Origin of the sequence: Pantoea sp. YR525 (assembly GCF_900116775.1) — a bacterium.
Taxonomy (GTDB): Bacteria; Pseudomonadota; Gammaproteobacteria; order Enterobacterales; family Enterobacteriaceae; genus Pantoea; species Pantoea symbiotica.
Genome location: NZ_FPBU01000002.1, coordinates 132,367 through 156,207 on the forward strand (window position 1 = coordinate 132,367; position 23,841 = coordinate 156,207).

The window sequence follows — 23,841 nt, forward strand, 5'->3', positions numbered from 1 at the left end:
CACTGTAGGGTCGCCATTCATGGCGACCGATTAACGCATAACTGACGAGCACTACGGCGCGATGGCCGGGCGTTTCTTTGCAGGGTTAACGTTGATGGATTAACAAGGCTTGAGCTGAACGATTGCCATCTCCACCGCCCGATTCGGTGAACCGGTGAGTTCACGATAGCGCAGCTGCAGATTGCGCAACTCGCTGGCTAACACCTCTTTTTCGGTTGCTGCGCCACGCTGTGCCAGCTCCAGATAACATTGCCCCACCAGCCGACACGCCTCTTCAAAAACCATATCGTACGTTTGCATTTGCCACTCCTCACCTTAAGAAAGTAAAAAAAGCACTTCGGCCATCCTGTCAGGCCCAGATGAGGTAAATATTTGCCCAGATCAATAAATACCCAGATTGTTCTGGCAAAGTGTGCGCTTTTGTCTCAAGCGCATTGAGTTATCATCAGAAAAGAGATCACTTCAGGCTAGCATTCGCGCCCGCAATCCGTACCATACGCAGTCATGTTTATAGGGTTTATTGCCGCTGAAGATTGCTTCAGCCGCTAACGGCCCTCGCCTTCACTCTCAAGCGTGAAAATAATGTCAGAAAATCAAGAAGTAACAAAAAAAGAGCAATACAACCTCAACAAACTGCAGAAGCGTTTACGTCGCAACGTGGGCGAAGCCATTGCTGACTTCAACATGATTGAAGAAGGCGATCGCATCATGGTTTGTCTGTCTGGTGGTAAAGACAGCTACACCATGCTGGAAATCCTGCGTAATTTGCAGCAGAGCGCGCCGGTTAACTTCTCGCTGGTGGCGGTAAATCTCGACCAGAAACAGCCTGGTTTCCCAGAGCATATTTTGCCTGCATATCTGGAACAACAGGGCGTTGAATACCACATCGTTAACGAAGACACTTATTCCATCGTTAAAGATAAAATTCCTGAAGGTAAAACCACCTGCTCGCTCTGTTCGCGTCTGCGCCGCGGTATTCTGTATCGCACTGCCACCGAGTTGGGTTGTACCAAGATCGCCTTAGGCCACCACCGCGACGATATCCTGCAGACCATGTTCCTCAACATGTTCTACGGCGGCAAGATGAAAGGCATGCCACCAAAACTGATGAGCGATGACGGTAAACATATCGTGATTCGTCCGCTGGCTTATTGCCGCGAGAAAGACATCATTCGTTTTGCCGAAGCGCGCCAGTTCCCGATCATTCCTTGCAACCTGTGCGGTTCGCAGCCGAATCTGCAACGTCAGGTGGTTGCCGACATGCTACGCGACTGGGATAAACGTTATCCGGGCCGTATCGAAACCATGTTCACCGCGATGCAGAATGTGGTGCCATCACATATGGCCGACATTAATCTGTTCGATTTCAAAGGCATCAAACACGGTGATGCCGTGGTAGATGGCGGTGATTTGGCGTTTGATCGCGAAAGCTTGCCGGTGCAGCCTGCGGGCTGGCAGCCAGAAGAGGACGATGCGCCCAATCTCAGCGTGCGTCTTGATGTGCTGGAAATTAAATAATCGGTTTTGCTGTGAAAAAGGCGCGTCGCTTCGGCTACGCGCCTTTTTTATTAGCGGTGCGGTGGTGGATCCTGGATCGGTGGAAATTCGGGATCGTACGGAGGTTGTGCGGGTGGTATCGGCTGCGGTTGTGGAATCGGTTCGGGAATCGGTGGTGGATCGGTAGGAATTGGTTCGCTGGCAATAATCGCTTGCATGCCCTTCTCCTTGTCACTGAATGTCCTTTAAGCATAGGAAAGGATGAGTATTCAAGCCAAGCGGGCAAAAAAAAGCCGGCGGATAGGCCGGCGTCGTACGAATCAAATGTGCTATGCAGTAATTCAAAAAAGGAAGTAAGACAATATGGAGCGCAACGCCCATCGCTTGACGTTGCATTCACCTGCGGGAAAGAGTTTGCCCCGATTGCCCTGGCGGGATATTGATATCGATCAGGTTTATTCCGCTTTTCTGCCTTACAACCATTTCCGCCGTTTCAGCCATATCGCCACGCCGCCCACCATCGCCAGCAGCAGCACGCAGAACGCGGTGAAACCCAGCGCCCAATTGCCGCCGGGAATGCCGCCGAGGTTGACGCCGAATAAACCGGTAAGAAACGTGGCCGGCAGGAAGATCATCGCCATCAACGACATAGTATAAGTGCGGCGGTTCATCGATTCCGCAAGAATTGACGCCACTTCATCCGCCAGAATTGAGGTTCGCGCCACGCCCGCATTGAGATCGTCCAGTCCACGTCCGAGACGATCGGCTACCTCTTGCATGCGGCGGCGGTCGTCGTCATTCATCCACGCCATCTTTTCGATAGCCAGGCGCGCATAGACATCGCGCTGCGGTGCCATATAACGACGCATCACAATCAGCTGCTTACGCAGCAGCGCCAAATCGCCGCGCGCAGGCACTTCCTGATTCATCAACGCATCTTCCAGTTCGATAATTTTATCGTGCATCTCTTCGATAAATTCACTGGCGTGATCGGTTAACGCATCGCACACATCCACCAGCCAGCTGCCGCCATCAACCGGACCATTACCGTTTTGCAGATCGGTCAGCACGGCATCAATGGCGTACACCTTGCGACGGCGCGTCGAGACAATCAGCTTGTCGTTGATAAACACGCGCATTGCCACCAGCTGATCCGGACGCGAATCGGCATTATGGTTCACGCTACGCAGCACAATCATGAAGCCGTCGCCAAGGCGTGTCACGCGCGGACGCATGCTGTCGCCCGCCAGCGCGTCACGCACTGAATCGGGGATTAGCGGCGTGTTTTGCAGCCATTCCGCACTTTGCCGTTGGGTGTAATTGAGGTGCAGCCAGCAGGGACGTTCGCAGTTGATGACATCTTTATCTTCGATGGGGATCATGCCGCCTGCGCCATCCAGCTGACAGGACACAATGGCATCGGATACTTGTAACGCTTTTCCTTCAATGACGTTCACGAACTCGCCTCACTATCAAAATCAATACGATACAGTCTAGCGTGGCGCAGACCAGTTGCAATCATCAGGCTGTGAGCAAAGATGACAGGCGGTCACATTCATTTGTAGGGTCGCCATAAATGGCGATCGATTAGACTCAGTGCTTCTCAATCCACAGCTCGCGGCTGTAAGCCACGTCTTCAGGATTGGTGATCGGATATCCTTTCAACCACGGCTTGATCAAGCGGCCGTTAGTGTATTGATAGATCGGTGCGATCGGTGCCTGATCGGCAATGATCTGCTCGGCTTTGTTGTAATCGGTGTTACGCGCCGCCACGCTGGTTTCAGTGCTGGCTTTGGTAATCACCGCATCGTAATCGGCACTGCGGAAACGCGCGATATTGCCGCTGTGCGTCGAGGTCAGCAGGCTGAGGAAGGTTGAAGGCTCATTATAATCGCCGATCCATGAGGCGCGGATCACATCGAAATTGCCGCTGTTACGGCTGTCGATATAGGTTTTCCACTCCTGATTCTGCAACGTGACATCCACGCCGAGATTTTTCTTCCACATTGAAGCCACCGCGATAGCAATTTTTTGATGGCTTTCCGAGGTGTTGTAGAGCAGCGTCAAATGCAGCGGTTTGCCGGGTCCATAACCTGCCGCCGTCAGCAACGCTTTGGCCTGCGCGTTCAGCTCCTGTTGGCTATGTTGCTGCAGATAGCTTTTCATCGGGGTGAAACCGGCGGTAACGTCCGGTGTAAAGTGCCAGGCCGGTTTCTCGCCGGTGCCCAATACTTTCTCCGCGATAATGCGACGATCGATGCTCCATGACAGCGCCTTACGCACCCGTACATCGGCGGTTGGCCCTTTCTCGGTATTGAATGCGTAGTAATAGGTGCCAAGCTGATCCGGCGTATACACCTGGCCCGGCAACTCTTTCTTCAGCAGCGCGTACATGTTTTTCGGGAAGGATTCGGTGATATCAATATCATTGGCGCGATAACGCTTGGTGGCGCTGGACTCTTCATTAATCGGGATAAAGGTGACTTTGGTCAGCACCGATTTTTTGTCATCCCAATAGTTGGCGTTGCGCACCAGCACGATTTTTTCGTTTACTACGCGATCCTGCAGCTGATAAGCGCCATTGCCGACCAGCTTGCCCGGTGACGTCCAGCTATCACCCTCTTTTTCAATCACTTTCTGCGATACCGGATACATCGCGGCATTAGCAACCATACTCGGGAACCACGGCACAGGACGTGACAATGTCACCTTGAGGTGTGTTGCATCGGTCGCCGTCACGCCCAGTTTATCGGCGCTCATCTGTCCTTTAGTGATCGCTTCCGCGTTTTCAATGCCGCTCAGCGCAGCAAACCAGGCAAACGGCGAACTGTTCTTCGGTTCCACTAAACGTTGCCAGCTATAGACAAAATCCTGCGCGGTCACCGGCTCGCCATTCGACCAGCGCGCATCGTTGCGCAGGGTAAAGATCCAGGTTTTGTTATCGTTGCTGCTCCAGCTTTGCGCCACGCCGGGAACGATCTTTCCGTGGGCATCCTGATTGGTCAGCCCTTCAAACAGATCGCGCATCACCTGAATTTCCGGCAGGCCAACCGCCTTCATCGGATCGAGTGAAGCGGGCTCATCTTTGATATGGCGAACGATTTCCTGGGTGCTGGCCAGCTGTGCGCCCGACGGCACGTTGGCGGCGAATGCGGGTGAGATTGCACTGGCTACAATTAACGCAGTCAGCGTCTTGCGGAACGTTAGTTTCATCACCACTCCTTTACGCGAAAAAAATGGCGACCGCGAAGAGATTGTGTCGCCAGCAACGTTTGGCATTTTATCGCAAATTGCTGATTGATATATAGCTATTTCCCCGCAGGCTATTTACCGTTATGTTGAGGCTGGATTCCCGGTCACATTTTTTACCTTAAGCGCCAGAAGGTTTTTGGCGGTGTTGGAAGTATTTCAGAGAGGAACGTCATGTCGTCATACCATCCACGTCCGCTGCGCGGCAAGCTGGACGCTGTCTGGCAACAATACGGGCAATCGGTGCTGGGCGCGCCGCTGCTGTGGTTTCCGGCACCCGCCGCCGATGCCGAAAGTGGGCTGATTATTGCTGGCACGCACGGCGATGAGAATGCCGCGATTGCCACTTTATCCGGTGCGATGCGCACCTTGCCGGAGGCGCTGCGGCGTCATCACGTTGTTCTGGCCGTCAATCCCGACGGTTGTCAGTTGGGGCTGCGCGCCAACGCCAACGGCGTCGATCTCAACCGTAACTTCCCTGCCGCTAACTGGCAGAATGGCGACACGGTGTATCGCTGGAACAGCGAAGCGGACGAACGCGATGTGGTGCTTTCAACCGGATCAGGTCCCTCTTCCGAACCGGAAACCCGCGCGCTGTGCCAGCTGATTCATCAGATTAAACCGCGCTGGGTGGTTTCGTGGCATGAACCGCTGGCCTGCATTGACGATCCGCACCACAGCGATTTAGCAAAGTGGCTGGCGCAGCAGACCGCGCTGCCGGTGGTGAGTAGCGTGGGTTATGCCACGCCGGGTTCGTTTGGCAGCTGGTGCGACGATCTCGGCCTGTTATGCATTACCGCCGAGATGCCGCCGATTTCAGTCGACGAAGCCACCGAAGTCTATCTGGAAGCGATGATCAATCTGCTGCGCTGGCAGCCAGCGGCTTGAGTACGCCGTGAGAGAAGTGTAGCGACGGTTCAACATCGGCCGCAAGCCAGGTTGGACCGTCGAGATCCGCGAAGGTCGCCTGCGCCGTCAGCGGTAATGCCGCACGAATCGCCCGCGAGGTGCAGAGCATGCAGCCAAGCATAATGGTGAATCCCTGTTGCTGCGCCGCCTCTGCCAGCGCCAGTGCTTCGGTTAATCCCCCGGTTTTATCCAGCTTGATATTCACCATCTCATAACGCCCTTTCAGCTGCGCCAGGCTTTCACGCGTGTGACAGCTTTCATCCGCGCAGATCGGCAGCGGATGGATAAAGTTGCCCAGCGCGCTGTCTTCTGCTGCGGGCAGCGGCTGTTCCAGCATAGCGACGTTGAGATCGGCCAGTAGCTGACAGCGCGCCGCCAGGCCTTCGGCATGCCAGGATTCATTGGCATCAACAATCAAGGTGGCATCCGGTACCGCGCTGCGTATTGCCACCAAACGTTCGCTAATCAGATGATCGTCCATTTTGATTTTCAATAAACGCGCGCCATGCTGCCACAATGCCTGCGCGCTACTGGCCATCGCATCTGGCGTATCGATGCTGATGCTGTGCGCGGTGACAATCTCATCGGCCAGTTGCACAGCACACAATTGCACCAGACTTTTGCCCTGCTGCTGTCGCGCCAGATCCCACAGTGCGCAGTCGATGGCGTTACGTGCCGCGCCCGCCGGTAACGCCTGTTGCAGCGCTTCTCGCGTCATGCCGCTTTGCAACGCGCTCAGCTGCGAGGCGATCTGCTTGAGTACCGATTCCTCGCTTTCACCGTAGCGCGCGTACGGCGTGGCTTCCCCGACGCCTTTAACGCCATCCTGCTCGATCTCTACCACCACAACATGCGCCTCAGTGCGGCTGCCGCGTGAAATAACAAACGGCGAATGTAACGGCCAGGCTTCCGGATAACTCTTCACTGTTCTCATTATTTCTCCTTAAATCCGTCGCTTAAATGCGAGCCGGCTCGATTATCGGCAGGAAATGCGCTCGTAAACCCTTAAAAATTATGTCATAAACACACGCTATATCTTAAAAGTCAGATATTTCATCGTTAAAAAAAGGAAATCACATGTCTCAGACTGTTCACTTTCAGGGCAATCCGGTGCCGGTTGCAGGCCAGTTCCCACAAGTTGGCGAGCAAGCTAAACCTTTCAGCCTGGTCGCCAAAGATCTTGCTGACGTATCCCTGGCTAATTATGCAGGCAAACGCAAAGTTCTGAACATTTTCCCAAGTATTGATACTGGCGTGTGTGCGGCATCGGTGCGTAAGTTTAACGAGCGTTCAGGTGAAGCGGACAACACGGTCGTGCTGTGCATCTCTTCCGACCTGCCTTTCGCTCAGTCACGCTTCTGCGGCGCAGAGAACGTCAGCAACGTAATCACGCTATCTTCCCTGCGTGGCGCTGAGTTCAAAGAAAACTATGGCGTGGCGATTGCGGATGGCCCGCTGAAAGGCCTGACCGCGCGTGCCGTGGTGGTGCTGGATGAAAACGATAAAGTGATTTACAGCGAGCTGGTGAATGAAATCACCGAAGAGCCAAACTACGATGCGGCACTGGCTGCGCTGAAGTAACGTTAGTTCGCTGTTAATGTGAAACAGAAAGCACCGAATGATTAATTCTTCGGTGCTTTTTTTATGCCCGCCTTCAACTCAGTTCCCTTTTTAACCCGTTGATTTATCGTGATACGTAGCACTTCTTCCTGCCTTGTTGCATTTTTGCTGTGATTCTTGTTACCCGTATCACATTAATCAAAAAACATAAAACCCGTAACAGATCCCGCAATTGTTCCCATCCGCTTCGCTACCTATAACTAACCGTCAATTGCCCTTAAGCGATTCAAAGACAGGCGGGAATCTTTATGCAAGCAAGCTTATCCATTAAAGAAAAAATCAGTTACGGCCTCGGTGATATGGCCAGCCATATCGCCATCGATAACGTCATTATTTTTCTCACCTTTTATTACACCGATGTGGTGGGCCTGCCCGCGATCTTTGTCGGCACGCTGTTTTTACTGGCGCGCGTTGCCGATGCGGTGATCGATCCCGCAATGGGGATGGTGGCTGACCGCACCCGTTCACGTTGGGGCAAATTTCGTCCCTGGTTATTGATGCTGGCAGTACCGTTCGGCGTCAGTTGTATGCTGATTTATGCGGTGCCGGAAAGCCTGTCGCTCACCGGAAAGATGATCTACGCCGCCGTGACCTACAGCTTGATGATGCTGATGTACACCGCCATCAATATTCCTTACTGCTCGATGGGGGCGATTATCACCGCCGATGATAATCAGCGCATCTCCCTGCAATCATGGCGTTTCTTCCTGGCTACGCTAGGTGGCGCGATGTCCACTTTCCTGATGATCCCGCTCGCCACCTGGCTGGGCGGCGGTAACAAACTGGACGGTTACTTCGCGGCGATGTCGATTATGGCGACGCTGGCAACCTTGCTGTTCTTTATCTGCTTCCTCAACACCCGCGAACGTATCAATGCGCCCGCCAACCACGGCAATTTTCTCGCCGATCTGCGCGATTTGCTGCGGAACGATCAGTGGCGTGTGGTCGCATTGCTGGTGTTCTGCAATATCTCGTTCGGCGTCGTGCGGCTTGGCGCGATGATGTACTACGTCACCTATTTTCTGGGTAACGCCAGTCTCTTCATGTGGCTGCTGGCCGCGCATATCGTCGGCAAAAGCGTCGGTAGCGTGCTGGCAAAACTGCTGACGCGCCGCCTAAACAAAATCACCGCTTTTACCCTCAGCGCCATCACTGCCGGTGTGTTGAGTATCAGCATCGTGTTCCTGCCGGGATCGCTGGCGCTGTTAGTCGGCATGACGTTCATCGTTTCCAGCTTCTATCAGGTCACCACCACGCTGATGTGGGTGATGATGGCCGATGTGGTGGATTACGGTGAATATCGTCAGGGCAAGCGCCTCGATGGCACCGTCTTCTCCACGCTGCTCGCCGTATTGAAAATGGGCATGGCGATCAGCGGCGCGATTGTTGGCTGGACGCTGGGTCTGAGCGGTTACGTTGCTCAGGCACCGCATCAGCAGCCTGCCGCGATGATGGCCATCGTCGCACTGTTTTCAGTGGTTCCCGGCCTGCTGTCGCTGTTGAGCGCGCTGGCGATGCGCGGCTACAAACTTAACGATGCCACCATGCGCACCATCAATCAGAACAAAGTGTCAGCCCAACCGGCTGCAACGGCTTCCACCCTTTTACAACCACAGGAGTTGTCATGAGTGAATTACGCGCCGAATCCCAGCGTATTATCTGGACATTTGACCGTCAGACGCTGGTTATCGAACCCTGGGGCGCGCATAGCCTGCGAGTACGAGCCACCTGTCAGCCTGAACTGATCGACCATGACTGGGCGTTGTTAGCGCCTACGGCTTGCGAGGTGGAGATCCACCAGGAGCATGAATCCCTGAGCCTGCGTAACGGCAATATCACCGCTACATTGAACATCCGCGGCCAGCTGGCTTTTTACAATCAACATGGAGAACTGCTGCTGGAGGAGTTCTGGCGTCAGCGCAGCACTGTGGGCATCGGCGCCAGCGAAAAGAGTCAGGACAAATACATCAGCGCCCTTAAGCTGGATGCGCGCGCCTTTCGACCGATTCCGGGAGGGAAATATCAGCTCAGCGTGCGCTTTGAAGCGCGTGCGGAGGAGAAAATTTATGGCATGGGCCAGTATCAACAGGATTGCCTCGATCTAAAAGGCTGCACGCTGGAATTGGCACAGCGCAACTCGCAGGCCAGCGTGCCGTTTATGGTATCCAACCTCGGCTACGGCTTGCTGTGGCATAACCCGGCCATCGGCGAAGTGACTTTTGGTAAAAACGGCACGCGCTGGCAGGCCGAAGTAACCGATCAGATGGATTACTGGATCACCGCAGGCGATACACCAGCTGAGATCGTGCGTCAGTATGGCCGCGCCACCGGCACAGCACCGATGATGCCCAGCTTTGCAACCGGCTTCTGGCAATGCAAACTGCGCTATCGCACTCAGCAGGAAGTGCTGGAGGTGGCGCGCGAATATCGCCGCCTGCAGTTGCCGCTCTCGGTAATTGTCATCGACTTTTTCCACTGGCCAAATCAGGGAACCTGGTGTTTCGATGCGCGCGATTGGCCGGATCCGCGAGCCATGGTGCAGGAGCTCAAAGAGATGGGCATCGAAACTATGGTTTCGGTGTGGCCCACGGTGGATAGCCGCAGTGATAACTATCGTCTGATGAAATCCAAAGGCTTGCTGGTCAACAGCGAACGCGGCGTATCCGTGAACCTCGATTTCATGGGCAACACCACCTTTTTTGACGCCACGCATCCCGCCGCACGTGAGTTCGTCTGGCAGGAAGTTAAGCGCAACTATTATGACCACGGCATCCGCACCTTCTGGCTCGATGAAGCGGAACCGGAATATCGCGCGTACGATTTTGATAACTACCGCTATCATCTCGGTCCGGTTCAGGAAGTGGGCAATATCTATCCGCAGCTGTTTGCCCGCGGATTTTATGAAGGTCTGCAACAACAAGGTGAGAGCGAGATCGTCAACCTGGTGCGCTGTGCCTGGGCGGGCAGCCAGCGTTATGGCGTGCTTGCCTGGTCGGGCGACGTTCACTCCTCGTTCCATGCCTTGCGCAACCAGTTCACTGCCGGGCTGAACATGGCAATGGCGGGAATTCCGTGGTGGACCACCGACATCGGCGGTTTTCAGGGCGGAAATATTCATGACCCGGCGTTTCATGAACTGCTAATCCGTTGGTTCCAGTGGGCGGTGTTCTGTCCGGTGATGCGTCTGCATGGTTACCGCGAGCCACAGATTGCACCTGAGGAAGCCTGGCGTGATGGTATTGCGCAGTGTAACAGCGGCTCACCAAACGAGGTTTGGAGCTACGGTGAGGAGAATTACGCGCTGATGAAAAGTTGCCTGCTGCAACGTGAGCAGATTCGTCCCTATATTGATGGCCTGATGCGCGAAGCGCATGAGCTCGGCGATCCAGTTATGCGCCCGCTGTTCTATCACTACCCGCAGCAGCCCGAGAGCTGGCAAGTGGAAGATCAGTATCTGCTGGGCCGTGACCTGCTGATAGCGCCGGTGCTGCACGCCGGGCAGCGTGAACGTGAAGTGTGGTTACCTGCTGGTGAGCAATGGATTGCGCGTAACGGCGAGTGCTATCAAGGCGGACAACGCATTAGCGTCGCCGCGCCATTGAGTGAGATTCCGGTGTTTATGAGGGAAGGAAGTCAGGTAGATATTCGCGCACCCGACTAAAACCCAGCTAAATAAACGTAGGGTCGCCATTCATGGCGGCCAATGGCAAAGACATCCGCCTGCCAAGGTTGATGCACGTTTGCGGACCAGGTCGCCATGAATGGCGACCCTACGGGCGGAACGACGTTACGGGATGTACGTGCTTTATTACTCGCTCTCGTTTCGCTTCTGCCCTAACCCATATTCACGCAGCTTATTGGCAATGGCGGTATGCGAGACGCCGAGGCGTTTCGCCAGTTTGCGCGTGCTGGGATAAGAGAGATAAAGACGCGTCAGCACCGAACGTTCGAAGCGGCTGGTGATGTCGTCCAGCGAACCTTCCATCGCCTCTTCACCCAATGACACATCCAGCGCCTGCTCTGGCAACACAATATCTTGTGGTCCCAGCTCATAACCTTCCAGCTGCGTCAGCGCACGGTACAGCGCATTCTTCAGCTGGCGCACGTTACCCGGCCAGTTGTAGCGCGTCAGGAACGGCGTCAGCTGCGATGAAAGACGCGGACGCGGCAAGCCTTGTTCGTCGGCGAAACGGGCGACAAACATTTCGGTCAGCGGCAGAATATCCAGCGGACGTTCACGCAGCGGCGGCAGATTGAGCGTTAGCACATTCAGGCGATAAAACAGGTCCTCACGGAACTCACCGCGCTGCACCAGCTCAATTAAATTCTTCTGCGTGGCGCAAATCACGCGTACATCAACGTGCACTTCATGCTCTTCGCCCACGCGGCGGAACGTGCCGTCGTTGAGAAAACGCAGCAGTTTGGTCTGCATGCGTGGCGACATTTCGCCAATCTCATCCAGCAATACCGAGCCGCCGTTAGCCTGCTCGAAGAAGCCTTTTTTGCCTTCCAGGGCATTGGGATAAGCACCGGCGGCGTGACCAAACAGCTCGCTCTCGGCCACATCATCCGGCAGTGAGGCGCAGTTCAGCGCCAGGAACGGTTTTTTGCCGCGTGCGCTGCGTAAATGACAGGCGCGCGCCAGCATATCTTTGCCGGTACCGGTATCGCCCACGATCAACAGCGGCGCATCGTGCATCGCCAGCTTGCGCGCCTGATCGATCACCTGACGCATTTTTGGCGTAACCGCCACGATGTGATCGAACTCCGACTCATCGGTGACGGTGAGATTCTGCAGCTGTCGGCCCATACGCGCCGTTGATTTCAGAGTGATCATCGCGCCAACCGGCAGATCGCTCTGGCCCTCTTCTTCAGCCAGATAAATCGGCCGCGCTTCCATCAGGAAATCGCGTCCCTGAATCACCACATGCTGCGCCTGCGCGTCAACACGTTCATTCTCCAGCCAGCGCTGGAAATTAAAGCCGGTGATTAAGGTGCCAACGTTTTGGTTGCGCAGCTTCTGTTCATCAAGGGTGAACAGATTTTGTGCCGCCGGATTGGCCAGCTCGACTTTGCATTTCAGATCGATGGATAACACCGGTTCCGGCATCGCCACCAGCAGCGCGCTCAATGCGCGATGCTCACGCTCGGAGGGCATAAACGAAACGGTACGCACATCTGTCACGCCAGGTGTACGGCGTATTTCCGCCATCAGATTGCTGAAGGGTTCAAACTCCAGCGCGGTGAAATTGAGGTAAATGCGACCGAGTGGCGCAATTTCGATGCCGCGCAGGTCGATATTGCGGGCAACCAGCAGGTCGAGCAACTCGCGCGCCAGACCGATTCGGTCCTGGCAGAAAACTTCCAAACGCATTGCGATGAGCCTTAGTCAGGTTTTGATTTTAGTGATAATACGCTAACTTGCAGCGCCTCAGAAGAGGCCTGTCAGGAAAAGTTGACAGCCAGAGGCAGGTGATAGAGGGAAGTGTAGCGGAGCGACCAACAAAAATCCCGCCGAATATGCGTGGTAACACAGATAATTTCACCTTTCACGCTAGGTGCAGCGTGAAAGGTAAGCAAGTGCTGATTATTTAGCAGCCTGCCCTGCTTTATCCCCACTTTTTACCAGGGATTCTTTCAGTTGGCCAATTAACTCGCGACGGAAATCACCGAGACGTGGTTTGTCATCTTCCAGCCATGGCAATGGACGACACAATTCCATCGCTTTAATGCCGAGGCGCGCGGTGAGCAAACCGGCACCGATCCCTTGCGCAGCGCGGGTTGACAGGCGCGCAGCAAGATCCTGCGACATCCAATCCATCCCGACTTCACGCACCAGTTCGGAAGCGCCGGCAAACGCCATGTTGAGCAGTACTAAGCGGAACAAGCGGATGCGGCTAAAGTAACCCAGCTCAATGCCATAAATCGCTGCGATGCGATTCACCAGCCGCAGATTGCGCCAGGCGATAAACGCCATATCCACCAAAGCCAGCGGGCTGACGGCAATCATCAGCGTCGATTCGGCGGCGTGACGGCTGATTTCCCGGCGAGCCTGACGATCCAGCACCGGCTGCACCAGTTGGGCATACAAGGTGACGATTTCACGATCGTTGTGAGTTTCATGCAGCGCCGCATGCCAGCGCTGCAGTGCAGGATGCGCCTGATCGAGCTGAGCTTGCTGCGCCAGCTTTTCACAGAACGCGCGACCTTTCCCCACGCCGTGACTGTGCAGCAACTCGCGGCCAATATCGCGCTCTTCAGCCCGCTGACGCAGACGATATAAACGCCGCCATTCGCCAATCAGTGCGCCCGCACCTGCGGCGACAATCAATGTGCCGGCCACGCCGGTGCCGAGGGTAAACCAGTCGCGCACCATCCACGCATCGTGCAGCGTTTGCGCGCCCTGCGCCACCACGCTGACGCCGAAAATGGCCAGGCCAGCGCCCACCATTTTGCGCCACAGGCTGCGTTTTGGCCGCAGCGCGGCTTCCACCACTTTTTCGCCTTCGCCCTCTTCCAGTGGCTCGGCTTCTGCCGTGGCGAGAAAGGCCTTCTCGCTATCCGCGCTAAAGGTTTGGGCGGCGCGCAGTGGTTTTTCCGCTTCAACTGTCAGCGGACGGGCAAAATCAATGCGTCCTTTTAAAGGTGTTTCGTCGCTCATCGCAATTTATCTCCCAGTAAAAATTCCAGTGCGGCATCCATGCGAATGTGCGGCAGCGGACGATCGACATCCAGCTGCTGCGGTCGGAACTGTTCAAACTGAAATCCCTGCTGTTGCCAGAAATTGTGGCCCGGCAAACGCGGCGGCACTTCGCCGGGATAGAACGTCAGGGCTTCATTATCGGCAAGACGATGACCGCGCAATGCCGGTAACTTCTCGCCGCGATGATCAACCAGCCCACTTTCCGTCGCCTGCACCGAGGCCAAACCGAGGCAATCCATGTTGATGCCTTCGAACGCCGCGTTCTGCCACGCGTCCTGCACCAACTGCTGCAACAGCGACACCATATTGGCATGCTGATCGGAAGTCACATGATCGGCCTTAGTGGCAGCAAACAACAGCTTATCGATGACCGGAGAAAACAGGCGGCGAAACAGCGTGCGCTGACCGTAATGGAAACTCTGCATCAGTTGCGTCAACGCGAGGCGCATATCGTTGAACGCTTGCGGACCGCTGTTCAGTGGTTGCAAACAATCGACCAGCACGATTTGGCGATCGAAGCGCAAGAAATGATTTTTATAGAATCCTTTCACCACGTGCTGGCAGTAATAGTTAAAACGCTGCTGCAGCATAGCGAAGTTACTGCCCGCTGGCGCCTGCGCCAGCTTGCTAAGCTGCATCTCATCGACCTGCGGCCACGGGAAGAACTGCAGCGCCGGCGCGCCAGCCATATCCCCCGGCAACACAAAGCGGCCCGGCTGGATAAAGTGCAAGCCTTCGCTTTTGCATTGGTGCAGGTAATCGGTCCAGGCTGCGGCAATCGCTGCCAGACGATTTTCATCGGCGGGTGCAAAAGGATCGAGATCGGCGCACAGGCTGCGCCATTGCGCTGACCATTCGGCGCGATCGCCCTGCAACAAGCCCACCATCTGACGTGACCAGCTAAGATAATCCTGCGCCAACATCGGCAGATCCAACAGCCATTCGCCGGGATAATCGACGATTTCGAGGTAGAGCGTGGCGGTATCTTTGAAATGGCGCAGCAACGATTCATCCGGACGATAGCGCAGCGCCAGGCGCATTTCGCTTACGCCACGCGTGGGCGTCGGCCACATCGGCGGCGTGCCGTACAGCTGCGCCAGACCTTCATCGTAGGTGAAACGCGGCGTGCCGAGTTCGCGCTGCGGTACGCGCTTGACGCCCAGCAGGCGATCTTCGCGCACCACGGAAAACAGCGGCAAACGTGCGCCGCTGTGGACATTTAGAAGCTGGTTAACCAGCGAAGTGATAAACGCGGTTTTGCCGCTGCGGCTCAAACCGGTTACAGCCAGGCGAAGATGGCGGTCAACACCGCGGTTCATCAACGCCACGAATTCATTTTGCAGTCTTTTCATCGTTCTCCCTGATGAATCGTGCCGATAAGCGTTTAAACGCTTTGCTCAGCAACGGTTCCAGGGCGGCCGCCAGCAACAGGCGCAGCGGACGGCGCGCCACCGATTTCACTGCCCAGCCAGCGATCCCGCCGGGCCCGTAAGTTACTGCGCTAATAATGATAAATTTCCCCGCCGACATCAACGCAGGTGTCGCGCGACGGCGCAGAGCAGTAAAACGTTGAGTTTGCATAGAGCCTCTTATCACAAAAGAAGAAGTGGGCCCGAAAGCCCGGGAATTTAAATCTGGCGGAAGCGGCTGCGTACGCTGAACGTTTCAGAGGTCACGTAGCGTTCCACCTCGCGCACCTTGCGTTCATCGCTTTGCAGCGTTGTTTCCAGCTCGTCGAGCAGTTCACGTGCGCTGGGTGCCCGTTCAGATGAGGCATCAACGGGTTTCTCGTCCAGCACAAAGCCCAGAATAAAATAGGCGACGATGGTGAACATAAACAGCCCAAGGAACAGCGACAGAACCACAATCACACGCAGCAAGCGCACCGGGATATCGAGGTACTCAGCAATACCCGCACACACGCCGCGCACTTTGCCTTGCTGCGGAATGCGCCACAGTTTACGGCCATTCATCATGGTTGCCTCCAGTTTGGATGTTCGGCATCCAAAATGGCTTCCAGCGCTTCCACACGCTCACGCATGCGGCGCGCATCCTGAGTAATTTGTTGCAAACGCTGCAGGTCACTCGACGATAAATCGGCGCCGCCGTTGCGTTTGTTGCTGTAATGCAGCCATAACCAGATTGGTGCGACAAACAGCACGAAAATCGTTAAGGGTATGGCTAAAAAAAGTGCGCTCATTGACTCTCCTTAATCACTAACACCATTTTTAACTCGGGCCCGCAATCAGGCCCGTGGCGATCACTCAGGGCGATTCATTTTGGCTTTCAGCGCGGCCAGCTGCTGGCTGATTTCATCATCGGCTTTCAGCTCGGCAAACTCCTGATCCAGACCTTTTGGCTTACCAAAACGCTGGCTTTCAGCTTCTGCTTCCATGTGATCGATGCGACGTTCAAAGGATTCGAAACGCGCCATTGCATCATCAATCTTGCCGCTGTCGAGCTGACGACGCACATCACGTGATGACGATGCCGCCTGATGACGCAGCGTTAATGCCTGCTGACGTGCACGGGTTTCAGTGAGTTTTTTCTCCAGCTCACCAATCTCACCTTTCATGCGGTCCAGCGTCTCTTCAACCTGGGTAGATTCCTGCTGCAGCGCAGCAATCAAATCGGTCAGCTTCTGCTTCTCAATTAAAGCAGCACGCGCCAGATCTTCTTTACCTTTGTTGATCGCCAGCTCCGCTTTTTCCTGCCATTCGGCCTGCTGAATTTCAGCTTGCTCACTGCGACGCAGCAGCTGTTTCTTTTCTGCCAGCGCGCGGGCTGAGGTTGAACGGACTTCTACCAGCGTGTCTTCCATTTCCTGAATCATCAGGCGTACCAGTTTCTGCGGATCTTCGGCGCGCTCCAGCAGAGAGTTGATGTTAGCGTTCACGATGTCGGCGAAACGAGAAAAAATACCCATAATGATGTTCCTCAAATTTTGTATGTAGGTGCGCGAGGCGCTCATCACTAATACAATTCGCGTGCCAACTTTTAATTTATTGATTTTACGACATTTGTTTATTTTACATCCGCCAGAACATCCCTTAAGGTAGTGAAATTGATTAATCAGTGGCGAATTTCATCATGTCGAATAGTTCTGACAACCTTTTGGGTGAATCGAATAACTTTCTTGAAGTACTGGAACAGGTTTCGCGCCTGGCACCGCTGGAAAAACCGGTGCTGGTGATTGGCGAACGCGGGACAGGGAAAGAGCTGATCGCCAGCCGCCTGCATTATCTGTCGAACCGTTGGGAAGGCCCGTTTGTTTCGCTGAACTGCGCCGCGCTAAATGAAAACCTGCTCGATTCCGAACTGTTCGGCCATGAAGCCGGCGCATTTACCGGGGCGCAAAAACGCCATCTGGGACGCTTCGAACGCGCCGATGGCGGCACGCTGTTTCTCGATGAACTCGCCACCGCACCGATGCTGGTGCAGGAGAAATTGCTGCGCGTGATTGAATATGGCCAGCTAGAGCGCGTGGGCGGTAATCAATCTTTGCAGGTCAATGTGCGGCTGGTGTGCGCCACCAACGAAGATCTGCCCGCGCTTGCCGCCGCCGGAAAATTCCGCGCCGACCTGCTCGATCGCCTCGCATTTGATGTGGTGCAGCTGCCGCCGCTGCGTGAACGCCGCAGTGACATTCTGGTGATGGCTAACCATTTCGCTATTCAAATGTGCCGCGAGCTAGGCTTGCCACTATTTCCCGGCTTCAGCGATCGTGCCCAACTGACGCTACTGAATCACAGCTGGCCCGGCAACGTACGTGAACTGAAAAACGTGGTCGAGCGTTCGGTCTATCGCCATCACAGCGCCGACGAGGAGCTGGATAACATCATCATCAACCCGTTTGCACCACGCACTCCGCCCGCCGACGTCACAGCCGAACCGGCCTCATCTGCTTTGCCTTCCCTGCCGCTGGATTTACGTCAGTGGCAAAATCAGCAGGAACGCGAGATGGTTGAAGCGAGTTTGCAGCAGGCCAAATACAACCAGCGCCGCGCCGCCGAGTTGTTGCGTGTGACGTATCATCAGTTGCGGGCCATGATGAAGAAGCACGGGATTCAGGCCCGCGGCGAGGATTAGCCAGGTCGCCATTAATGGCGACCCTACGTTTTATCGCACAGGTGTGTGGCGCTTTTCCCAAAAGCTTTTGCGCTGATGCAAGGCGGCAAGTGCGATAATCCCCGGGAGCATACACCAGTATGTGACCGGGGTTAGCGTGCGCAGCCAACGCAGCAGCGGCGTAAAAGATGACGGGAAAAACGTCACACAAAAAAAGCCCGCGAGACGCGGGCAACTAATACTGGAAGCAATGTGAGCAATGTCGTGCTCTTCTTCGGTAGAGCCACCGTCGAAGCGCAGAAGAATAATAATCATTCTTATTATCATCTGTAAACCCCTAATTGAGAATATTTCTCATTTCCACACAGAGATTGTGATTACCTCATCGCCACTTTGGCGAAAAACACAGCAGAAGCGTCGCGAATTTGGGGAGTACGTGACGTTTAAGATACACTCACGCTATTGCCTCAGAATCGTTGAGTTCTATGCCAAAATTATTCCCCTCTCTGCTGCTTGGTCTCAGCATGATGAGCGCGTCAGCGTGGGCCGCGCCAACGGACAACATCCGCAATAGCGGCTTTGTCTATTGCGTTAACGGCACGGTTAATACCTTCAACCCACAAATGGTCAGCAGCGGCTTAGTCGTTGATACGCTGGCGGCGCAGCTGTATGACCGGCTGCTGGACGTGGATCCTTATACTTATCGGTTAATCCCCGACCTCGCCCAGAGCTGGGAAGTGCGGGATAACGGCGCAACCTACCGTTTCCACCTGCGCAAAGATGTCGCCTTCCAGCACACCAACTGGTTTAAACCGACGCGTAAAATGAACGCCGACGATGTGGTGTTCAGCTTTGCGCGCATGTTTGATCGCAAACATCCGTGGCATAACGTCAACGGCGGCAGCTATCCCTACTTTGACAGCCTGCAGTTTGCCGATTCAGTGCAGAGCGTGAAAAAGCTCGATAGCGATACGGTTGAAATCCGCCTCAACAGCCCGGACGCCTCATTCCTGTGGCACATCGCGACGCATTACGCGCCGATTTTGTCGCAGGAGTACGCCAATAATCTCAGCGCCAAAGGCCAGCAGGAACAGTTGGATCGCGAACCGGTCGGCACCGGCCCGTTCCAACTGAGCGAATACCGCACTGGACAATATCTGCGCCTGGCGCGCAATCCGCAGTACTGGAAAGGCGTGCCGCGTCTGCAACAGGTGGTGATTGATTTGGGCGTTGGCGGCACCGGACGTTTGTCCAAACTGCTGACCGGCGAATGCGATGTACTGGCCTATCCCGCCGCCAGCCAGCTGAGCATTTTGCGCGACGATCCGCGTCTGCGCATGACGCTGCGTCCTGGTATGAACATCGCGTATCTGGCATTCAACACCCGCAAGCCGCCGCTCGATCGCCCGGAAGTTCGCCATGCCTTGGCGCTGGCGATCAACAACGAACGCCTGATGGAGTCGATCTATTACGGCACCGCCGAAACTGCGGCTTCCATTTTGCCACGTGCCTCCTGGGCTTATGACAACGATGCGCGCGTCACCGAATACAACCCGGCCAAAGCGCGTGAAGAGTTGAAAGCGCTGGGGCTGGAAGATCTGCATTTACGTCTGGTTGTGCCCTCTTCCTCGCAGTCGTGGAATCCCAGCCCGCTGAAAACCGCCGAGCTGTTGCAGGCGGATTTGGCGCAGATTGGCGTGCGCGTCACCATCGCGCCGGTGGAAGGTCGTTTCCAGGAAGCGCAGTTGATGGAGATGAATCACGATCTCACGCTTACCGGCTGGGCAACCGACAGTAACGATCCCGACAGTTTCTTCCGTCCGCTATTAAGCTGCGCGGCGATCCGTTCGCAGACCAACTACGCACACTGGTGCTCGCCCGCCTTTGATGAGGCGTTGCAGCACGCGCTATTGTCCCAGCAGCTGTCGGCGCGCATTGATAGCTACGACAAGGCGCAGCAGATTTTGGCGCAAGAGCTGCCGGTGCTGCCGCTGGCCTCGTCGCTGCGTTTGCAAGCCTATCGGCATGACATCAAAGGTTTGGTGTTAAGCCCGTTTGGTAACGCCTCTTTCGCCGGCGTTTACCGCGATGAGAGCAGCGAGGAGTAAGCATGATTATCTATATTCTGCGTCGCGTGGTGCTGCTGCTGATCACCCTGTTTTTGCTGTCGCTGGTGAGCTTTAGCCTGAGCTACTTCACGCCAAACGCCCCGCTTGAAGGTGCTTCGCTGTTTGATGCGTGGTGGTTCTGGTTTAAGGGCTTACTGCAGTTTGATTTCGGCGTCTCCAGCACCAACGGCCAACCGATTGATCTTCAGCTGCGCGAAGTGTTCCCCGCCACGCTGGAGCTGTGCGTGATGGCGTTTATTCTGGCGCTGCTGGTGGGCATTCCGCTGGGAATTTGCGCCGGCGTGATGCGCAAAAAATGGCAGGATAAAGCCATCAGCGCGCTGGCGTTGCTCGGCTTCTCGATGCCGGTGTTTTGGCTGGCGCTGCTGTTTACGCTGTTCTTCTCATTAACGCTCGGCTGGTTGCCGGTTTCCGGGCGTTTCGACCTGCTCTATCCGGTGCAAAACGTTACCGGCTTTGCGCTGATTGATGCCTGGCTGAGCCCATCGCCATGGCGGCATGAAATGCTGATCAGCGCATTGACGCACATGATTCTGCCGGTCGTAGTGTTGGCGGTTGCACCAGCCACTGAGATGATTCGCTTGCTGCGCAGCAGCACCAGCGATGTCATGGACAAGAACTACGTTAAAGCCGCCGCCACGCGCGGCCTGTCACGCTTCACAGTGATCCGCCGCCACGTGCTGCACAATGCGCTGCCGCCGGTGATTCCGCGCCTTGGCCTGCAATTTTCCACCATGTTGACGTTGGCGATGATCACCGAAGTGGTGTTCAACTGGCCGGGAATTGGCCGCTGGTTAATTAACGCCATTCGCCAGCAGGATTACGCGGCAATTTCCGCTGGCGTGATGGTGGTGGGCGGTCTGGTGATTCTGGTCAGCGTGTTGTCCGATATTCTGGGTGCAGCACTTAACCCGCTGAAACATAAGGAATGGTATGCCCTTAGATAATGTCTACGACGAGAAGCGGCTGCCCAGCACGCTGCGTCGCAGCTGGCAGCGTTTATATCGCGATACCAGCGGCATGGTCGGCTTGTACGGCTTTGGCCTGCTGCTGTTCCTATGCCTGTTTGGCGGCCTGCTGGCGCCGTATGGCATCGATCAGCAATTCCTCGGTTATCAGCTGCTGCCGCCGTCGTGGTCACGCTATGGCGATGTCTCCTTCTTCCTCGGCACCGACGATTTAGGTCGCGATGTGCTGAGCCGCCTGCTGAGCGGCGTAGCGCCTACCGTGGGTTCAGCGATTTTGGTAACGGTGCTGGCGGCGATTTGTGCGCTGGTGCTTGGCGTGTTTGCCGGTATTACGCATGGCGTGCGCTCGGCGGTGATGAATCATGTGTTGGATACCTTGCTGTCGATTCCCTCGCTGCTGCTGGCAATTATCGTGGTGGCGTTTCTCGGCCCGCGCCTGGAACACGCGATGCTGGCGGTGTTTCTCGCGCTGATCCCACGTCTGGTGCGCGAGATCTATACTGCTGTGCATGATGAAATGGAAAAAGAGTATGTGGTGGCGCTGCGTCTCGATGGCGCGCGCAACCTGAATATCTTGTGGAATGCGGTGCTGCCTAACGTGCTACCGCTGCTGGTGAGCGAATTTACCCGCTCGCTGTCGATGGCGATTCTCGACATCGCCGCACTCGGTTTCCTCGATCTTGGCGCGCAGCTGCCGTCACCCGAATGGGGTGCGATGCTCGGTGACGCGCTGGAGCTGATCTACGTTGCACCCTGGACGGTGATGCTGCCGGGCGTGGCGCTGATGGTCAGCGTATTGATCGTTAACCTGCTGGGCGACGGCATTCGTCGCGCAGTAGAAGCGGGAGTAGAATAATGCCGCTACTGGATATCCGTAACCTGACCATTGAATTTATGACCGCTGACGGTCCGGTCAAAGCGGTCGATCGCATCAACCTGACGCTCACCGAAGGCGAAATCCGTGGGCTGGTCGGCGAGTCAGGTTCAGGTAAAAGCCTGATCGCTAAAGCGATTTGTGGCGTCACCAAAGACAACTGGCGCGTCACCGCCGATCGTATGGTGTTTGATGATATTGATCTGCTGCGCCTGTCACCGCGCGAACGCCGCCGGATTGTTGGCCATAACGTGTCGATGATTTTCCAGGAGCCGCAATCCTGTCTTGATCCGTCGGAAAGTATTGGTCGCCAGTTGATGCAGGCGATTCCTCGCTGGACGCATAAAGGTCGCTGGTTTAAACGGCTGTGGTTCTGGCGAAAAGTGCGCGCCATTGAGCTGCTGCACCGCGTCGGTATCAAAGATCATAAAGACATCATGCGCAGTTTCCCGTACGAACTCACCGATGGCGAATGCCAGAAAGTGATGATCGCCATCGCGCTGGCCAATCAGCCGCGTTTGCTGATTGCCGATGAACCGACCAATGCGATGGAGCCGACCACGCAGGCGCAGATTTTCCGCCTGTTGAGTCGCCTCAACCAGAATAACAACACCACCATTTTGCTGATCAGCCACGATCTGCGCACCATGAGCCACTGGGCCGACCGCATCAATGTGATGTATTGCGGGCAAACAGTGGAAAGTGCGCAAAGCGAAGATTTGATGGAGTCGCCGCATCATCCTTACACTCAGGCGCTGATCCGTGCGATGCCCGATTTCGGTAGCGCGCTGCCGCACAAAAGCCGCCTGAACACACTGTCTGGCGCGATTCCTTCGCTGGAACATTTGCCGATTGGCTGTCGTTTGGGGCCGCGTTGCCCGTATGCGCAGCGTAAGTGCATCGAAACGCCGCGTCTGACCGGCAATAAAGCGCATCTGTTTGCCTGCCACTTCCCACTGAATATGGAGAGCCAGTAAACATGGAAACGCTGCTGGAAGTGCGCAACCTGAGTAAAACCTACCGCTATCGCACCGGCCTGTTTCGTCGTCAGCACGTTGAGGCGGTGAAAGGCGTCAGTTTTACCCTGCGTGAGAAACAGACGCTGGCGGTGATTGGTGAAAACGGTTCGGGGAAATCGACGCTGGCGAAGATGCTCAGCGGCATGGTCGAGCCGAGCGAAGGCGAAATGCTGATTGACGATCACCCGCTGGAGTACGGCGATTACGGCTATCGCAGCCAGCGCATTCGCATGATTTTTCAGGATCCTTCAACCTCGCTCAATCCGCGTCAGCGCATCAGCCAGATTCTCGATTTCCCGCTGCGCCTGAATACCGAACTGGATGATGAGGCGCGTGAAAAACGCATTATTGCCACGCTGCGTCAGGTCGGTTTGCTGCGCGACCACGCTGGTTACTATCCGCACATGCTGGCGCCCGGCCAGAAGCAGCGTCTGGCGCTGGCGCGTGCGCTGATTCTGCAGCCGAAAGTCATCGTCGCCGATGAAGCCCTCGCCTCGCTGGATATGACCATGCGTTCGCAGTTGGTGAACCTGATGCTGGAACTGCAGGAGAAGCACGGCATCGCCTATATTTACGTTACCCAGCATCTCGGCATGATGAAGCACATCAGCGATCAGGTGCTGGTGATGCATCAGGGCGAAGTGGTTGAGCGCGGCGGCACCGCCGATGTCCTGGCCTCGCCGCTGCACGATCTCACCAAACGCCTGATCACCAGCCACTTTGGTGAAGCCTTAACCGCCGAAGCCTGGCGCCGCGAGCGTTAAGGCGCGGAAAACGCGGTGCGATTTACCGCATTTATACAGAC

23 protein-coding genes are annotated in these 23,841 nt (G+C 55.6%); 11 read left to right on the top strand and 12 right to left on the bottom strand.

All coding sequences use genetic code 11. The features are described from left to right. Positions 1–99 precede the first annotated feature (99 nt). Complete coding sequence (locus BM323_RS04095) at positions 100–300, bottom strand: DUF2767 family protein (RefSeq protein WP_008106442.1); 201 nt, start codon at positions 298–300, stop codon at positions 100–102. Between the two features lie 282 nt (positions 301–582). Between BM323_RS04095 and ttcA the strand changes: the two genes are divergently transcribed. Then, positions 583–1,518, top strand: a complete 936-nt coding sequence (gene ttcA / locus BM323_RS04100) for a tRNA 2-thiocytidine(32) synthetase TtcA (RefSeq protein ID WP_008106443.1) — start codon at positions 583–585, stop codon at positions 1,516–1,518. 452 nt (positions 1,519–1,970) lie between these two features. Here the strand turns inward: ttcA and zntB are convergent, their stop codons facing one another. Together zntB and BM323_RS04110 are read right to left on the bottom strand one after the other, a co-directional pair. Beyond that, positions 1,971–2,954 carry a zinc transporter ZntB gene (gene zntB, locus BM323_RS04105; protein ID WP_008106446.1) on the bottom strand — a complete coding sequence of 328 codons (984 nt, stop codon included), beginning with the start codon at positions 2,952–2,954 and terminating at the stop codon, positions 1,971–1,973. A 136-nt stretch (positions 2,955–3,090) separates the two neighbouring features. Beyond that, the gene (locus BM323_RS04110; protein WP_008106449.1) at positions 3,091–4,710 is read right to left on the bottom strand and encodes a peptide ABC transporter substrate-binding protein; all 1,620 of its coding nucleotides are present in this window, start codon (positions 4,708–4,710) and stop codon (positions 3,091–3,093) included. Positions 4,711–4,920: 210 nt separating this feature from the next. Here BM323_RS04110 and mpaA point away from each other — a divergent pair, with 210 nt between their 5' ends. Beyond that, a complete protein-coding gene (gene mpaA, locus BM323_RS04115; RefSeq protein ID WP_008106450.1) occupies positions 4,921–5,634 on the top strand; it encodes a murein tripeptide amidase MpaA in 714 nt (237 codons plus the stop codon). Here mpaA and ycjG read toward each other — a convergent pair. After that, a complete protein-coding gene (gene ycjG / locus BM323_RS04120; protein ID WP_091003310.1) occupies positions 5,603–6,589 on the bottom strand; it encodes an L-Ala-D/L-Glu epimerase in 987 nt (328 codons plus the stop codon). The two genes, mpaA and ycjG, sit on opposite strands and share 32 nt — an antisense overlap. 143 nt (positions 6,590–6,732) lie before the next feature. On the opposite strand from ycjG, the gene tpx reads away from it, so the two are divergent. The 3 genes from tpx (at position 6,733) to BM323_RS04135 (ending at position 10,936) form a co-directional block, all read left to right on the top strand. Further along, a complete protein-coding gene (gene tpx / locus BM323_RS04125) occupies positions 6,733–7,236 on the top strand; it encodes a thiol peroxidase (protein WP_008106454.1) in 504 nt (167 codons plus the stop codon). Between the two features lie 287 nt (positions 7,237–7,523). Next, on the top strand, positions 7,524–8,903 hold the full coding sequence (locus BM323_RS04130; protein ID WP_061718803.1) for a glycoside-pentoside-hexuronide (GPH):cation symporter: 1,380 nt from the start codon (positions 7,524–7,526) through the stop codon (positions 8,901–8,903). After that, positions 8,900–10,936 carry a glycoside hydrolase family 31 protein gene (locus BM323_RS04135; RefSeq protein ID WP_008106460.1) on the top strand — a complete coding sequence of 679 codons (2,037 nt, stop codon included), beginning with the start codon at positions 8,900–8,902 and terminating at the stop codon, positions 10,934–10,936. The genes BM323_RS04130 and BM323_RS04135 overlap by 4 nt, the downstream gene beginning before the upstream one ends. Positions 10,937–11,083: 147 nt before the next feature. On the opposite strand, the gene tyrR is transcribed toward BM323_RS04135, so the two are convergent. The 7 genes from tyrR to pspA form a co-directional block, all read right to left on the bottom strand. Beyond that, complete coding sequence (gene tyrR / locus BM323_RS04140; RefSeq protein WP_008106462.1) at positions 11,084–12,649, bottom strand: transcriptional regulator TyrR; 1,566 nt, start codon at positions 12,647–12,649, stop codon at positions 11,084–11,086. A 213-nt stretch (positions 12,650–12,862) separates the two neighbouring features. Beyond that, positions 12,863–13,936, bottom strand: a complete 1,074-nt coding sequence (locus BM323_RS04145; protein ID WP_008106465.1) for a YcjF family protein — start codon at positions 13,934–13,936, stop codon at positions 12,863–12,865. Continuing rightward, positions 13,933–15,330, bottom strand: a complete 1,398-nt coding sequence (locus BM323_RS04150; protein WP_008106467.1) for a YcjX family GTP-binding protein — start codon at positions 15,328–15,330, stop codon at positions 13,933–13,935. Before BM323_RS04150 ends, BM323_RS04145 begins: the two co-directional genes overlap by 4 nt. Further along, entirely contained in the window at positions 15,311–15,559 is a 249-nt protein-coding gene (gene pspD, locus BM323_RS04155) for a phage shock protein PspD (RefSeq protein WP_007888070.1), read from the bottom strand. The genes BM323_RS04150 and pspD overlap by 20 nt, the downstream gene beginning before the upstream one ends. Positions 15,560–15,606: 47 nt before the next feature. Further along, on the bottom strand, positions 15,607–15,954 hold the full coding sequence (gene pspC / locus BM323_RS04160; RefSeq protein ID WP_008106469.1) for an envelope stress response membrane protein PspC: 348 nt from the start codon (positions 15,952–15,954) through the stop codon (positions 15,607–15,609). Continuing rightward, positions 15,951–16,178 carry an envelope stress response membrane protein PspB gene (gene pspB, locus BM323_RS04165; protein ID WP_007888081.1) on the bottom strand — a complete coding sequence of 76 codons (228 nt, stop codon included), beginning with the start codon at positions 16,176–16,178 and terminating at the stop codon, positions 15,951–15,953. The genes pspC and pspB overlap by 4 nt, the downstream gene beginning before the upstream one ends. A 60-nt stretch (positions 16,179–16,238) precedes the next feature. Continuing rightward, the gene (pspA, locus tag BM323_RS04170) at positions 16,239–16,904 is read right to left on the bottom strand and encodes a phage shock protein PspA (protein WP_008106471.1); all 666 of its coding nucleotides are present in this window, start codon (positions 16,902–16,904) and stop codon (positions 16,239–16,241) included. 164 nt (positions 16,905–17,068) lie between these two features. Here pspA and pspF point away from each other — a divergent pair, with 164 nt between their 5' ends. Next, entirely contained in the window at positions 17,069–18,067 is a 999-nt protein-coding gene (pspF, locus tag BM323_RS04175; RefSeq protein ID WP_008106474.1) for a phage shock protein operon transcriptional activator, read from the top strand. A gap of 30 nt (positions 18,068–18,097) precedes the next feature. On the opposite strand, the gene BM323_RS04180 is transcribed toward pspF, so the two are convergent. Continuing rightward, positions 18,098–18,361 carry a hypothetical protein gene (locus tag BM323_RS04180; RefSeq protein WP_036648917.1) on the bottom strand — a complete coding sequence of 88 codons (264 nt, stop codon included), beginning with the start codon at positions 18,359–18,361 and terminating at the stop codon, positions 18,098–18,100. A 170-nt stretch (positions 18,362–18,531) separates the two neighbouring features. Here BM323_RS04180 and sapA point away from each other — a divergent pair, with 170 nt between their 5' ends. Genes sapA through sapF form a run of 5 tightly spaced genes read left to right on the top strand, consistent with a single transcriptional unit; the run spans position 18,532 to position 23,800 of the window. Further along, the gene (gene sapA, locus BM323_RS04185; RefSeq protein WP_008106478.1) at positions 18,532–20,154 is read left to right on the top strand and encodes an ABC transporter substrate-binding protein SapA; all 1,623 of its coding nucleotides are present in this window, start codon (positions 18,532–18,534) and stop codon (positions 20,152–20,154) included. Positions 20,155–20,156: 2 nt separating this feature from the next. Continuing rightward, on the top strand, positions 20,157–21,122 hold the full coding sequence (gene sapB / locus BM323_RS04190) for a putrescine export ABC transporter permease SapB (RefSeq protein ID WP_008106480.1): 966 nt from the start codon (positions 20,157–20,159) through the stop codon (positions 21,120–21,122). After that, positions 21,109–21,999: a putrescine export ABC transporter permease SapC gene (gene sapC, locus BM323_RS04195; protein WP_008106482.1), complete on the top strand. Its 891-nt coding sequence runs from the start codon at positions 21,109–21,111 to the stop codon at positions 21,997–21,999. Before sapB ends, sapC begins: the two co-directional genes overlap by 14 nt. After that, positions 21,999–22,994, top strand: coding sequence for a putrescine export ABC transporter ATP-binding protein SapD (gene sapD / locus BM323_RS04200; protein WP_008106483.1), 996 nt, complete (start codon positions 21,999–22,001; stop codon positions 22,992–22,994). Before sapC ends, sapD begins: the two co-directional genes overlap by 1 nt. A gap of 2 nt (positions 22,995–22,996) precedes the next feature. Beyond that, entirely contained in the window at positions 22,997–23,800 is an 804-nt protein-coding gene (gene sapF, locus BM323_RS04205; RefSeq protein WP_008106485.1) for a putrescine export ABC transporter ATP-binding protein SapF, read from the top strand. Positions 23,801–23,841: the final 41 nt, after the last annotated feature.